Annotated in this window: 12 protein-coding genes; 9 read left to right on the forward strand and 3 right to left on the reverse strand. The window is 46.8% G+C overall.

What is annotated here, in order from left to right; all coding sequences use genetic code 11:
• Positions 1-58: 58 nt before the first annotated feature.
• Together OCV37_RS18630 and OCV37_RS18635 are read right to left on the reverse strand one after the other, a co-directional pair.
• Complete coding sequence (locus OCV37_RS18630) at positions 59-1,105, reverse strand: helix-turn-helix domain-containing protein (protein ID WP_051680226.1); 1,047 nt, start codon at positions 1,103-1,105, stop codon at positions 59-61.
• A 272-nt stretch (positions 1,106-1,377) separates the two neighbouring features.
• Complete coding sequence (locus tag OCV37_RS18635) at positions 1,378-3,834, reverse strand: beta-glucosidase (protein WP_084717388.1); 2,457 nt, start codon at positions 3,832-3,834, stop codon at positions 1,378-1,380.
• A gap of 822 nt (positions 3,835-4,656) precedes the next feature.
• Here OCV37_RS18635 and OCV37_RS18640 point away from each other — a divergent pair.
• From OCV37_RS18640 to OCV37_RS18680, 9 genes are all read left to right on the forward strand, one after another.
• Entirely contained in the window at positions 4,657-6,441 is a 1,785-nt protein-coding gene (locus OCV37_RS18640; protein ID WP_038177880.1) for an ABC transporter substrate-binding protein, read from the forward strand.
• 11 nt (positions 6,442-6,452) lie between these two features.
• A complete protein-coding gene (locus tag OCV37_RS18645) occupies positions 6,453-7,406 on the forward strand; it encodes an ABC transporter permease (RefSeq protein WP_038177879.1) in 954 nt (317 codons plus the stop codon).
• Positions 7,407-7,416: 10 nt separating this feature from the next.
• On the forward strand, positions 7,417-8,307 hold the full coding sequence (locus OCV37_RS18650; RefSeq protein ID WP_051680221.1) for an ABC transporter permease: 891 nt from the start codon (positions 7,417-7,419) through the stop codon (positions 8,305-8,307).
• Positions 8,304-9,308 (forward strand): ABC transporter ATP-binding protein, encoded by a 1,005-nt coding sequence (locus OCV37_RS18655; protein ID WP_038177877.1) that lies wholly within the window; start codon positions 8,304-8,306, stop codon positions 9,306-9,308. Before OCV37_RS18650 ends, OCV37_RS18655 begins: the two co-directional genes overlap by 4 nt.
• Positions 9,305-10,285 (forward strand): ABC transporter ATP-binding protein, encoded by a 981-nt coding sequence (locus tag OCV37_RS18660; protein ID WP_038177876.1) that lies wholly within the window; start codon positions 9,305-9,307, stop codon positions 10,283-10,285. The genes OCV37_RS18655 and OCV37_RS18660 overlap by 4 nt, the downstream gene beginning before the upstream one ends.
• A gap of 665 nt (positions 10,286-10,950) precedes the next feature.
• Positions 10,951-12,777, forward strand: coding sequence for a M4 family metallopeptidase (locus OCV37_RS18665; protein ID WP_038177875.1), 1,827 nt, complete (start codon positions 10,951-10,953; stop codon positions 12,775-12,777).
• 246 nt (positions 12,778-13,023) lie between these two features.
• Positions 13,024-13,260 carry a hypothetical protein gene (locus tag OCV37_RS18670; protein ID WP_038177874.1) on the forward strand — a complete coding sequence of 79 codons (237 nt, stop codon included), beginning with the start codon at positions 13,024-13,026 and terminating at the stop codon, positions 13,258-13,260.
• A gap of 74 nt (positions 13,261-13,334) precedes the next feature.
• A complete protein-coding gene (locus OCV37_RS18675) occupies positions 13,335-14,096 on the forward strand; it encodes an alpha/beta fold hydrolase (RefSeq protein ID WP_038177873.1) in 762 nt (253 codons plus the stop codon).
• Positions 14,097-14,202: 106 nt separating this feature from the next.
• On the forward strand, positions 14,203-14,955 hold the full coding sequence (locus OCV37_RS18680; RefSeq protein WP_038177871.1) for an SDR family oxidoreductase: 753 nt from the start codon (positions 14,203-14,205) through the stop codon (positions 14,953-14,955).
• A gap of 115 nt (positions 14,956-15,070) precedes the next feature.
• On the opposite strand, the gene OCV37_RS18685 is transcribed toward OCV37_RS18680, so the two are convergent.
• Positions 15,071-15,274, reverse strand: a complete 204-nt coding sequence (locus OCV37_RS18685; RefSeq protein ID WP_038177870.1) for a hypothetical protein — start codon at positions 15,272-15,274, stop codon at positions 15,071-15,073.
• Positions 15,275-15,375: the final 101 nt, after the last annotated feature.

Consider the following 15,375-nt stretch of genomic DNA (forward strand, 5'->3'; position numbering starts at 1 on the left):
ACGAACTGATGACGAACAACCCGATCAGCTCGTGTGGTCATGTCTCCTGCATCTCGTGTTAAAACGCTTCCATCGCTGAAGGTGAGCGGTTTGCCAACTTTTTCCGGTATTGGATCGGTGACATGTTGGCATGCAGCCGAAAAAATCTTGAAAACACCGCCTGTGAAGAGAAGTAAACTAAGTCGCTAATTTCTTTGATACTTTTTTGAGTTTCAACCAGCAATTCACACGCTTTCTTCAGCCGCACCCGGTTCAACACATCGGTAAAAGACTGCTGCTCTTCCCGGAGCTTATTGTTCAGTGTCCAACGGCTCATTTTTAACTGACCGCATACACACTGGAGCAAGGAATTTTCATTATGAATGTGTTGTTGCAACAGCAGTGACTCAATCAGTTCTTCCACCACCACCACAAATGTTTGCTGTTCATCGATCTGACGGCATAGTCCCGCTAAGTGCACTTGTTGTAGCTGATTAAGTTGTGGGTTGAAATGGTGATGGGTCTTGTGCAGATCAGGGCTTTCGATCATCAAGTAATTTTCGCGCTGATGTAATAAACACTGTGTTTCCAGACAATCATTGACGACTTGTCGGGAGAGCGATCCGACATGTGTCAGGCTGGCCTGTACAGACATCACCGGTAAATAAACTTTCAGCAGTTCCCGGCAGATAATGAAATTTCCGAGTGCACTGGTCGACAACTCTTCGGGGCCGTCATCAATATAGGTTAACTTAATCCGGTTACCTTCAATTTTCAGATCACAGCGATCACAATTGCCAATCAGCATCCGGTAGCGGATAAAATTCGCGATCGCCTCAACCGCTGAAGATTGATTCATGCATAAGCCAATCAATTCCGGAAACCGGTTAAATAATGACTGAATCGACGATGACTCATAGATATAGCGGTTATATTTCATCGTTTCGAGCATAAACCGATAATGGGTTCGCTCAGCCAGCCTGCCATTGGGTCGGTTGAGTTCATACTCGCTGATGCCACTGCGTCTTAAAATCGGGTGAATATCAATATCGTGTTGCGATAACTGTTGAATCATATTGCGAGCTAATAGATTCGAGACACTTTTTTCATATCTGCCATTGATCATGATGCTTGCTCTGAAACGTGAAAAAATCTGGTGTCAATTTAACAAACATCATGACCAGCCAAGAAATCGAGTGGTGATAAAGTGATGCAACACAACCACAAAATATAAATGTGCCATATGAATCATAATCTCCATCACTATTAATAACTTCATTGTTATTAGCGATGACTTTCTGCCTCAGACAACCGGGCTTCTTCCATCCGTAACTGAGCCAGTACCATATTCAACGCATAAAAAAGGCGGGCTGGGCCCGCCAAAGGATGAAAAAAACATTATTCCGCAACAGTCACGAATGAAGCTGCCGTCACGCCTTCTTCTAAAGCCAGTGCGCCCGGCGTGGTGTTCTCAACCACAATTTCTTTGTGCACGACAAACGAAACCGGTGTGACCGAACTGATATCGGATGACTGGCTGACATAGACCTGATAAGTGCCGGGTTCAACAATCCATTGATTTTTATCCGGATCGAAACTCGCCAACGTTTCCGGTGATATTTCCAGAAGTACCCGTTGTGATCTTCCGGGGGCCAGTTTGCGCGTTTTCGCAAATGCTTTCAGTTCAATGTCAGGCTTTTTCAGTTTGACTTCCGGTGCAGTAACATAAACCTGAACCACTTCTTTACCGGCCATATCTCCCGTATTCGTCACAACCGTTTTGAGCAACAACCCTTTTCTCGGATGACGGTGATTCAAATCATTCATGAGCACTTTTGTGCGCGATAAGTTGAATGATGTGTATGACAATCCGTAACCGAACGGATAAGCGACTTCTTTGTGAAACGTCTGGTAATAACGATATCCGACGTAAATGTCTTCGTTGTAATATTGATGGTCCAGTTCACCGTCATTATTTTCATCGACACCGGGGAACGTTGCCGCAGACGGAACATCGGCATAAGACAATGGAATAGTTTGTGCCAGTTTACCGCTTGGATTCGCCTGACCGGAGAGGATATCGGCAATGGCGTCACCGGATTCTTGCCCCGGCATATAAGCCAGTACGATACCGTCGACCTGATCCTGCCATTCACTCATATCAATCACACCGGCAATATTCAGCACCACGACGACTTTTTTATTCTGCGCATGGAACGCTTTGGATACTGAGGAGATCAGCCCCAGTTCAGTGTCAGACAGCAAATAGTCACCCCGTTCAGCCTTACGATCAGCGGCTTCACCGGCAACCCGTCCGAGGGTGATCACGGCGACATTGCTGTTTTGCGCTGCATCGCTGATTTGAGCGCCCAGATCAGCAGCCGAAGGTTCGGTACAACTGACGATTTTCGACACACCAAGGCCGCCAGTGGTGATCACTTTGTTGGCTTCAAAATAGTCGCTGTAGAATGACGCCAGTGTCTGATTGACCGGAAACTGCTTCGCCAGCCCGTCAATCATAGTCGTCACATGATCCGGGTGGACATCACCGCTGCCCGTCCCCCCTTTCAGGGTATTAATCTGGGTAATCCCAAAAGAAGCGATCGATTGTGATGTTGCAAGCGGTAAAGCCGAGTCCTGATTTTTCAGCAGAATAATCCCTTCATCGGCCACTTGTTTCGCCAACGTCGCATGGGCTTGCAGATCCGGCTGATTCGAGATGGGATAATGTCTGGCAGATGGTGTTTTTAAAGCCTGAGCGACAATATGCTGGACATTACGATCAAGGGTTGCTTTGGTTAACTCACCGTTTTTATAGCCTGCAACCACATACTCACTCCAATCGCCTAAATCGGGAACAAACGGGTTTTTACCCCCCGGTTGAATCACATCCACCCCAGCGTTCAGGAGCGTGATCGGGTTATAACCGGCGAACCAGTCACTCATCGCTAATCCATCGAATCCCCACTCATGACGTAGGATATCCGTCATCAGATCAGCGCGTTCACCGCTGTTGACACCATTGATCTGATTATATGATGACATAATGCCCCACGGGTGAGATTCTTTGACCGCATACTCGAACCCGCGCAGATAAATTTCCCGAAGTGCACGCGGGGTAACCACGGCATTGATAAATAAGCGATTGGTTTCGGAGTTATTGGCGACAAAATGTTTAATCGTGGTTGCCAGACCTTTACTCTGTACCCCTTGAACCATCGCAGCAGCAATCATACCGCTCACCAACGGATCTTCTGAATAATACTCAAAATTACGACCATTGAGCGGGTTGCGTTGAATATTCATCCCCGGGGCCAACCAGAAATCGACGCCATATTCTTTGCCTTCATTGGCAACCGCTTCACCGACGTCATGAATTAAATCGGGGTTCCAGGTTGATGCCATCAAGGCTCCATTGGGAAAGGCGGTGGCATAATAGGTCTGATTGTCACCATCACGGGTCGGATCAATCCGAATCCCCGCCGGGCCATCCGCAAGTTTCAATGCCGGCACATCTAACAGCCGTTTGGGGTCATAAACGCCGTGGATATATCCGGCCACACCATTGACGGATGCTTTTAAATTAACCACGTCGTCTTTATCAGGGTCCATCCCTGCACCGACTAACATTTTTAGCTTTTCTTCATCGGTCATTCTGGCAACGATAGCCTTAGCCAAAATATCGTACAAATTAATATGCTGATGCCAATTTGCCTGAATCTGTTCTGATTTTAGTCGTTCACTACTGGCTGATGTTTGCACAGGTTCAGTTTTTGCCAAAGCGCTAGCCGAATATAATCCATAACTGACGAACAGCGTTGATGAAATAATTGTCGCAATTATTTTTTTCTTCATTTGAAATTCCATCCTAAAGTTATCCCTATCAGATACCTATATTTCCCGATAACCTCAGATACAGATTAGGGGGCAGGTTTATGGTGACTTTAAGCCTCACCATACAAGGAAAATCAGGATAAAGACTGAATTTCCCATAGGTCATATCATGTTCGATAATATGTTAATTGATTTTAATAAATAATGTTTTTGCCTATCGGGGATTTTTTTTGCATAGGAGAGAATTAGTGAAAAATGTGATTATAATCAGAGTTACAAAATGTGTAATCCATACATGATAACGGCTAAAAATCACTCAACACATATTATCATCAGCCATTTCATTGATTAGAAATTAACAACCATAATAACGATACGATTATAATTAAAATAAAGTGATTTCATCTTTAACTGAAATATAAAAACCGCACGACCATAAATAGATTCGTATCAATAAAACAGATCTGAAATGATGGTTATTTTTACTTGTTTGTTTCAAATCGGTGATTACTCCGCTCACCTGATAAACCACATATGAATATAATGGCATAATAATGCAATCTTTAAACTTTCACTTCGTCATTCACATTATTTCTGTGATGAGATAAAGCACATTTTTACCCGATCCTATTTGAGTACAACTTTTTAATATCGCCATTTTTTGTGATCAAACACAATTTTTAATCCGGTCTAATTCATATTTTGCATACAATTATTGACATAGTGCAGATTAGTTGTGTTTTATAGTCGTTTAGCAACCGCTTACTCACATAGCGTTGCGCAGTGAAATTTATCCATGACTGGTTTCTCCCGACACAACCATAAAATACAAAAGGAATTTGTATGTCACGATTGAGATTACGCCCTCTGGCCGTAGTGCTTGCGGCTTCGCTTGTTTATATTGGCACCCCGGCATTGGCAGAGACCGCCTCTGCGGCCACCAAAGTGTTACGCTTTTCTGAAGACGGTACTCCGACAAACTTTGATTCAGTCCAATCCGGAACGACCTATAGCAACACCATTGTCACTGCGGTATATGACACCTTATACGAATATAAATATCTGAAGAGCCCGTATGAATTAAAACCGAATCTCGCGACCGCGATGCCGGAAGTCTCCGGTGATGGGCTGACATATACCATTCATATCAAGCAGGGCGTGCATTTTGTCGATGATCCAGCATTTCCCGATGGCAAAGGCAGAGAAGTCACGGCTGACGATTTTATCTATTCAATGAAACGTCACTTTGATCCGGCCAACCGTTCACAAGGCGCTTGGTTGTGGACGAATAAAATTGTGGGTATCGAAGCATGGAAAGAAGCCGGTGCGGATTATAGTAAACCGCTTGAAGGTCTGAGTGCCCCGGATAAGTACACGATTCAAATCAAGCTGGAACAGCCCTATCCGCAACTGGTTTATACGTTGGCAATGGGTTATTCCGCGCTCGTCCCGCATGAAGCCGTCGAAAAGTATGGCCGTGAATTTGCCACCCATCCGGTCGGCAGCGGCCCGTTCAAACTGATTTCACACGATTCAACTAAAACCGTACTGGAGAGAAATCCAAACTATCGCCATGAAGTTTTCCATCTTGCTGAAGCAGGTTACGATCCGAAAGTTCACGGCGAAACGGGCGTTGCGGCGCTGGACGGGAAAACTCTCCCACGCGTTGATCGTGTCGAAGTCAACTGGGTCAAACAACTGTCTGCACGGTGGAATTCATTCAGCAAAGGCAATGAAATCGTTAATACCACTTTGCAAAATGAACAGCTCGATACCGTGTTGGCATCTAAACATCCGGTCACACTCAAACCGGAATATGCCGCAAAATATAACTTCCGTGCTCAGCGTGAAGCCGGCATGGTGTATAACGTCTTCAACTTTGATGATGAATATTTGGGTCACTCGGATGATCCGAAAACCAATGCACAGAATAAAGCGCTGCGGTGTGCCATCATCAAGTCGTTTGACTGGCCGCAGCGTGTTTCACGCTTTTATTTAGGACTCGGTGAAGCTTATCCGGGATTCATTGTTCCCGGAACCGATGCGTTTGATCCGAATCTGGACAAAAGTTCGATTGCGCAGGATATAGCTGGGGCGAAGAAACTGCTGAAAGAAAATGGCTGGAACGCGCGTAATTTACCGGTGCTTTACTATCCGGCAACCTCCACCGTTCGCTATAAACAGTTCTTCGAACAGTTCCGGGGCAATTTGATGAAAATCGGCTATCCGAAGAATAAGATCAAATTTAAACCCTATGCGACCTTCGGCGACTTCAACCGGGATATCAAGAACAGCCGCACTCAGATGGTTCCGATGGGTTGGGGGCTGGACTATCCCGATGCAGAAAACACCCTGCAACTCTTCTACGGGCCAAACCGCTCTCCCGGTTCGAACAGTGCCAACTACAATAACCCGCAATACAACGCGTTATTTGAGAAAGCGGCGGTCATGCAACCGGGGCCAGAACGGACGGCTATCTATCATCAGCTCAACCAAATCTTAATCGATGACTGTGTGGGCATCGGCAGCTTCTCCCGTACCCGGGTTCGTCTATGGCACAAAGATGTCACGATGTGGCCACAACGAGAGATTCTCGGTAACTACCTCAAATATATTGACGTTCAGTAAAGGTGTGACACATGGATACGCTCCGTTATTGTCTGCGGAAACTGATCTATAGTCTGCCGCTGCTCTTTGGCGTCACCTTGATTAGTTTTGTGCTGATGGTCTATTTCGGCCCGGATAAGACTTATGATCTGTTGGGCCGGAATCCAACGGTTGAAGAGATCAACGCGATTCGCCATCAACTCGGCTATGACCAGCCGTTTTGGACCCGCTATCTGCACTATATCTATCAAGTGGTCACGTTTGATTTTGGTTATTCCGACTCCAGTGGTGAGTCGGTAACGACCATCCTTGAACGGACGATCCCGATCTCATTAGTGCTGGCGCTGCCGGGATTTATTTTAGGCCATTTGATCAGTATCGCGATGGGGCTGTTTGCGGCACATCACCGCGGACGCTGGGCCGATAAATTAGTGATGTCTTCTTCGGTGATCGGGATGAGCATTTCTTACCTCATTATCATCATCGTGATGCAGTTGATTTTCTGCTCCAGTTACGGGCTCAATTTGTTTCCGGTGTATGGATGGGAAGTCAACTCCCTGAGTAGCTATTTGTACTATGTCACAGTGCCGACTCTGTGCTCGATTTTGGTCTCGGTGGGATACAGCACCCGGTTTTACCGCGCTCTTTTTGTCGAAGAGATGACCCGGGATCATATCCGTACTGTCCGGGCATTCGGCCATTCTCATCTGCAAGTCTTATTCAAACACGTCTTGAAGAACGCCCTGATTCCGATCCTGACCCGTATCGTATTTTCAATCCCCTTCGTGATGATCGGCGGTTCGCTATTACTGGAGAGTTACTTTGGCATTCCGGGGGTCGGACTGATTACCTACAACGCCATCACCACCGGCGATCTGCCCGTCCTCAAAGCGGTGATCGTGCTCCTGACGCTGGTGTTTATCGTCATCGTCAGTACGGTGGATATTCTTTACAAACTCGTCGATCCGCGGATCTCACTCAGATAGGGCGCTTCCGATGACTGAAACAATTGATACATTGACTCAAGATACATCGCAAAAGCGAGAGTCGCTCTGGTCCAAAGCTATTCAGAAATTCCGCAAAGATCGCATCGGGATGATCAGCCTGTCAGTGGTGCTGGTTTACTTTGTCATTGCGGTGTTGGTCTGGTTCGGCCTGATTGCCCAGCAATGGGATGTTCTCCAGACAGCCGGGCAAAGTGGCCCCAGTGCCGAACACTGGTTTGGAACGACCATCAACGGCCAGGATATTTTTCAGCGGGCGATCTACAGTACCAAAACGGCCTTTGAGGTCGGGCTGGTGGTGGCGCTCTTAGCGACCACGATTGGCGCGCTGACCGGCTCGCTGATGGGCTACTATGCCGGCTCGCTCCTCGATGAATTCATTCTGTGGGTGATGAACTGTATCGACTGTATTCCCTATTTTCTGCTGGTGGCTGCGATTGCCGTCGCGATGGCGGGCAATCCTTATGCGATGCATACCGCCATGACACTGGCATTCTGGACCGGTACTGCCCGAGTGGTTCGGGGAGAAGTGATCAAACTGAAAAATATGGAATTTACCGAAGCCGCTCATGCACTGGGCGTGCCGACCTACCGCATTATCTTCCGCCATTTAATGCCCAATACCAGCCATATTCTGTTGGTTGAAATGACATTACTGTTTATCACGGCCATCAAAAGTGAAGTGATTCTGAGCTTTCTCGGATTAGGCGTCAAAGAAAGTATCAGCTGGGGGCTGATGATCGCGGAAGCCAGTACCGAAGTGACATCAGGCCATTTCTGTAACTTTTTCGCCGCATCAGGCATGTTATTTGTGCTGGTACTGGCGTTCAATTTATTTTCAGATTCGCTTCAGGATGCGTTAGATCCAAGGAAGGTGTCATGAACGCAACAGACAATATCGTTCCCACGGAACCCTTACTCAAAGTCGACGGTCTGACCGTTGATTTTCAGACCGATAAAGGCATCGCCCGGGCCATCAATGGCATTAGCTTTGAAGTCATGCCCGGTGAAAGTGTCGCGATTGTCGGAGAATCCGGCTGCGGCAAATCTGTCAGTTCGCTGGCGATTATGGGACTGATCCCCAACCCGCCGGGAAAAATTGTCTCCGGCAGTATTCGTTTTCAGGGGCAAGAGCTGGTTGGCATGGATGAAAAAGCCTATCGACGCTTGCGCGGCAATGATATCTCAATGATTTTTCAAGAGCCGATGACCGCCCTGAACCCGGTGCTGAGAATCGCAACCCAGATGGTGGATGTGATCCGTAACCATCAGAAAATATCGCGTAAACAGGCCGCCGTTCAGGCGACTGAAATGCTGCGCATGGTTGGGATTCCCTCTCCCGAAAAACGTATCCGGGAGTATCCGCATCAGCTTTCCGGCGGGATGCGCCAACGGGTCATGATTGCGATGGCGCTCTCCTGCCGTCCGGCCTTACTTTTGGCCGATGAGCCGACCACCGCGCTGGATGTAACCATTCAGGCGCAGGTGATGTATGAAATTAAACAGTTAAAACAATCCCTCAATATGGCCGTCGTACTGGTGACGCATGACTTAGGCGTCGTCGCCGAATCCTGTCAGCGCGTGGTGGTGATGTACTGCGGAGAAGTGGTGGAACAAGGGCCGGTTGAAGCGATTTTTAGTGACCCGAAACATCCGTATACCCAAGGATTGCTTCAGTCGATTCCCGTTGTACGACAGCAAAAAATTGCTCGTCTGCCGACCATCGAAGGTATGGTGCCAGATTTATTCCACTTACCGACCGGCTGTCGATTTGCTGACCGCTGTGACCGGGTGACTCAGACCTGCCGGCAAAATAAGCCGATCCTGACCGGGCCGCCAGACCATCAGGCGGCATGTTTTCACATAGCAGAGGCATCCCGATGAGCGATATATTGTTAGAAGTCAAAGGATTAGAAAAGCATTTCTATGCCGGGAAATCGTTGTTCAAAAGAACCCGCCCGGTCTGTAAAGCGGTCGATCAAGTCAGTTTTAAAATTCATCGGGGAAAAACGCTCGGACTGGTTGGCGAGTCCGGATGCGGAAAATCCACCTTAGGACGTTGTATTCTCCGTCTGATCGAACCTTCCGCCGGAGAAATTACGCTATCCGGCCAAGATATTACCCGGATGAATCCCCGGGAACTCAAAGCCATGCGTAGAGAAATGCAGATGATTTTTCAGGACCCATTTGCCTCTCTGAGTCCGCGGATGACAATCCATGACATTCTTCGCGAGCCGCTGGATATTCATCAAATCGGAACCGTCGCGCAACGTGAAGCAAAAATTGCCGAGGTGATGCATACCGTCGGGCTGCGTCCTCAGGCACTCAATCGCTATCCACATGAATTTTCCGGCGGCCAACGGCAGCGTGTCGGTATCGCCCGGGCTCTGGTATTAGAACCAAAGCTGATTATCGCCGATGAACCGGTCTCCGCACTGGATGTTTCAGTTCAGGCACAGGTTCTCAACTTGATTGCGGAACTTCAGGAAACCAAGGGGATCTCGTTTCTGTTCATTGCCCATGATCTGGCCGTTGTACAACATACCTGCGATGAAGTCGGCGTGATGTATCTGGGCAGAATCGTAGAAAGAGCACCTGCGGAAGTGCTCTATCGTCAGCCGAAACATCCCTACACACAAGCGTTGTTATCGGCAATCCCGGTGCCGGATCCGACCCACAACAGCGAGCATATACCGCTTACCGGTGATATCCCCTCACCATTGAATCCGCCCGGCGGTTGTACCTTCCATACGCGCTGTCCACATGCCACTGCACGCTGTTCCCGCGAGGCGCCGACACTGACACAAATGCAAGATGAGCACTGGGTTTCGTGCCATCTTTATCCGGCAAGTGGATCATAAGCCCCCCCCCTTTCCACCCCCCGCTTAAACACACCACCATACTCACATATTGCCAATTGTGGGTATGGTTTCTGCTCTGATACGCCCACATCGCCGGTCGATCCGATCCAGAGACCCGGCCACATTCACAGCAAAACAACACCACTACATTTCACACAAAAAATATACAATCGCTCTCAAAATTTAACATTTCCTAATAATTACAAGGTGTTAAGAGAAATTTTCTTTCATTGATGAAAAATACGTCTATAGTATATTTTGAAGTGTGCCAAATATTACATCACAAATTTTTCTTTGTGATAAAAATATAAATAATACATCTATAAGTAAAAGTATGAATAAACATCCCTTCATCATTACTGATATATTTATGTTCTGATTAATTGTCACAAAACTATTAATTAACCCAAATACAATGTGCGGACTAACCTCAAGAAAACCCTCAATTTTATTTACTCAAATATTTAATCGATTACATCTGCTAATATGTAAATTTTAATAAACATAGATAAAAATTTTTTGCTTTTTTTTTGCTTTAAAGACTAGACGAATTTAAAAATGTTCAGCATTGTTATTATGCGTTTTATCGCATGAGCGATCGCATAGGGTTAATTGCTGACATTTCAGAAATTAATGAATAAAGAACAAATCTCTAGGATTGAGAAATGAATAAATTACAACGTCACATTCATTGGGTATTCGCTGCAGGCCTGACTGCTGCATTACCAGTCTCCGCTGCAGAAATGGTCACGATGAACGACAGTTCACAGCTTGATCAAGTTCTGAACACGCAAGCTCACAGTGTTGCACCTCTCGAAACCGGCTTCAAAGAAGTTAAACAAGTCACATTGCCAAATGGTAAAGTGAAAGTGCGTTATCAACAGACTTATATGGGTATTCCGGTCTATGATACCTCAGTCGCTGCGACGGTAACGAAAGGTGTGGTCTCAGATACAACCGATGTTTATGGTGTGGTCGCTCAAGGGATTGCAGACGATCTTTCCAACGCATCACCAGCAATTGAACTCAAAGAAGCCATTTCACTGGCAAAATCTTACTATCAACAGCAAACTGTCGTTGCCAGTGCTGCTGAATTTGAAAATGAAAAAGCAGAACTGTTGGTACGGTTAGATGAAAATAATCATGCCCAGCTCGTTTATCAGGTTGATTTCTTCGTCGCCGACGATCACCCAGCTCGTCCATTTTTCTTTATCGATGCTCTCACCGGTGATGTCATTAAAACTTGGGATGGTCTGAACCATGCTGAAGCGGTCGGCACCGGCCCTGGCGGAAATACTAAGACCGGTAAATATAACTACGGGTCAGATTTTCCGGGCTTCATCGTCAATAAGTCAGGCTCAACCTGTACCATGAATAACAGCAAAGTGAAGACGGTCAACCTCAATGGGGCCAAGTCAGGTAGCACCGCTTATAGCTACCGCTGTGCCACTTCATCGAACTACAACGATTACAAAGCGATTAACGGTGCCTATTCACCCCTGAACGATGCGCACTATTTCGGTAAAGTTGTGTTCGATATGTATCAAAGCTGGCTGAACACCGCTCCGCTATCTTTCCAGCTCACCATGCGCGTTCACTATGGTTCGAACTATGAAAATGCATTCTGGAACGGCTCAAGTATGACTTATGGTGACGGTGCCTCAAGATTCTACCCGCTGGTGGATCTGAACGTCAGTGCCCACGAAGTCAGCCACGGCTTTACAGAGCAAAACTCCGGTCTGGTCTATGAAGGCATGTCTGGCGGGATTAACGAAGCGTTCTCTGATATTGCTGGTGAAGCTGCTGAATACTTCATGAAAGGCAGTGTGGACTGGAAAATCGGTGCGGACATTACCAAAGGTTCTGGTGCACTGCGTTATTTTGACAAACCCTCTCGCGATGGCCAGTCAATTGACAACGCATCTCAATACTACAATGGTCTGAACGTCCACTATTCCAGTGGTGTTTTTAACCGTGCATATTACCTGTTGGCTAACAAATCAGGCTGGAACGCTCGTAAAGGTTTCGAAGTCTTCGCGGTCGCAAACCAACTGTACTGGACACCGACTGTCACATTTGACCAAGCCGCTTGTGGTGTTTCCAAAGCAGCGAAAGATCTCGGTTACAGTACTGCAGATGTTACCAGTGCATTTAAGACCGTTGGTGTGAATGCTTCATGTAGCTCAGCTTCAACAGGCACCGTCCTGAAGAAAGGTGACTCAATCTCCGTCTCTGGTACCAGTGGCTCACAAAAATTCTATACCTTTGCGGGTAACGGTTCGAACATGACCGTTCAAATCTCTGGTGGCACTGGTGATGCAGACCTTTATGTCAGAGCAGGCAGCCGTCCACAGTCCAATGCATATGACTGTCGTCCGTACAAAACAGGCAACAACGAGTCATGCACCATCAATACTCGGAGCGGGACAACCTACCATGTCATGCTGAATGCTTACAAAGCTTATTCTGGTGTGACTCTGAGTCTGAGATAATGTCCGATTAAAAGTTGATTGAATATCACTGTTAATCATCAAAGCGCATGGGGAACACTCTATGCGCTTTTTTATTCTCCGGACGCATTCACGAATCTGACAGTTACCGACATGGGTAATCCAATGCTAAGCTTTGTTACCCGTTATTTGTCATCCGCTATTTGTTATCAATGAAACGTAACGCCCCGGAGAACTGCTAGACCAATTCAGATCCCCTGAGATCCACTGACCGATTGGAGGTAATTTATGGCATTTTCTGAACCAGAGAGGGCCGCACTTTTAGCAGTTAAAGGTGTCGGCCCGATAGTCATACAGCGGTTTGAGGAAGTGGGAATCGATACCCTGTCTGCGCTGGCAACTGATCAAGTCGATGAAATCGCAGAGAGCATTGCCGCAATTTGTCACACAACGTGTTGGAAAAACAGCCCACAGGCAAAGTCAGCGATTCACGCGGCTATCCAACGGGCAAAAGCCGGGTTGTGATTCAGGCTTCACAGCCCTCACAAAAGACTGTATATTTAAACAGTTCATACATCAGTAAATCACAAGGAGATGGCATGGGTAGTCAACCGGGTTATATCGAAATCAATGGCACTTCTCTCTATTACGAATGTTCAGGAAACCCGAATGGTGAGCCATTAGTGATGTTACATGGTGGTCTGGGTTCCCAACACGATCTGTTACCCCTCCACCCATATCTTGCGCCGGACTATCACTTGATCAGCATTGATTTCCGGGGACATGGCAAATCTCTTCTCGGTGATCAGCCGCTCAGTTACTTACAATATCAGCGGGATATCCAAGGCGTCCTCGACGCTCTCGGGATCGAACGCTATTCAATTTTTGGTTTTAGTGACGGTGGTATTGTCGGTTATCGCATCGCAGCACAAGCGCCGGACAACGTCTCGAGTCTGATCACTCTGGGGGCTCATTGGCGGTTAGAAGCAGACGACCCATCGATTGATCTCTTTAACGGCCTGACAGCAGATTTTTGGACAGAACGATTTGCTGACGATGTGGCAGATTACCATGCATCGAATCCGGAGCCGGATTTCCCGAAACTCGTGAATGCCGTAAAAAACGTGTGGCTTGATACCACCCCATCCGGCTATCCGTTTGATCTGGTGAAACAAATTCGTTGCCCAACCTTAATCATGCGTGGTGACAATGACTTCTTATTTTCACTGGATGAAGCCGTTGCATTAAAATCGCAAATGACAGAAGCGGCATTTGCGAATATTCCCATGACGGCTCATGCCGCCCATCAGGAAAGCCCCGAGTTGGTTGGCAACATTTTGTTCCGCTTTTTATCGCAATAGCATCAATTTATTGTAATAGAATCAATCGTTTCATTAGTGGTCGTATCATAGCCACGAACGCTTCCATGTGCTCAACTTATTCTTCAGCTTGAAAGGAATCAACAATATGAACCATCCGAATGTTGCCATTATTACCGGCGGTGGCCGGGGGATTGGCGCTGCGACGGCAAAACTTTTTGCCCGGCATGGCTACGCTGTCTGTATCAACTATAAATCGAATACCAAGGCAGCCAGTCATGTGGTACAAGAGATTACGGCTCAGGGCGGACAATGTATCGCCGTACAAGCTGATGTGTCTCTCGAAGCGGATGTCCTGCGTTTATTTGCAACGGTTGACCAACAGCTTGGTACGGTCTCAGCACTGGTCAATAATGCCGGTATATTGCAAACCCAAATGCGTTTAGAAGAGATGAACGCAGACAGAATCAATACCATCCTGACCAATAATGTCACCAGTTACTTTTTATGCTGCCGGGAAGCCGTGAAACGCATGTCCACCCGACACGGCGGACAAGGTGGCGTCATTATCAATGTTTCTTCAGGTGCCGCACGTTCAGGCTCACCGCATGAGTATATCGATTATGCCGCATCAAAAGGCGCCATTGACACCTTAACCAAAGGGTTGTCGTTAGAGGTTGCTGCCGAAGGGATCCGGGTCAATTGTGTGCGTCCCGGTGTTATCGACACCGACATGCATGCTGACGGTGGAGAACCCGGACGCATTGAAAGGCTGAAAAATGTGATTCCGTTACAAAGAGGCGGTCTGCCTGAAGAAGTGGCCGAAGCCATTTATTGGTTAGCCTCTGAAAAATCATCATTCTCTACGGGTAACTATTTGGATTTAACCGGAGGCTTATAACGCCCTCTCTCTTCTCACATCACTGACAGCATTCGCCATGCTATTGTGTTTTGCCCACCGTACAAGGCGATTGCTGTCAATCAGGTTCAGTCAGTTTATGAGGAGAAGTTGGAGATTATTGATTTTGCTTGAAGAAGCGCTCTGCGCTGGCAAAGAGAGATTCACAGTGTTTTTTCTGCTTTTCGTAGTCAGCAGAATCCTTGGGCATACCATCCAGAATTTCTTGGGCATTGTGGTATTCTTTGACCATTAGTTCGAATTTAGCTTCATAGCCACTTTTCTTATGCTTTTTGGGTGATTTATCGCGTTTCTTTCTCATGCTCGTTCCTTTCTAAAAATCTTGCAAAGGTAATGGGTAAAAATTAAATTTAGAGCCATTTTATTTTTATTAAAATCACCGACACTCAGTGCAATTGAATA

The organism is Vibrio rhizosphaerae (assembly GCF_024347095.1).
Lineage (GTDB): Bacteria > Pseudomonadota > Gammaproteobacteria > Enterobacterales > Vibrionaceae > Vibrio > Vibrio rhizosphaerae.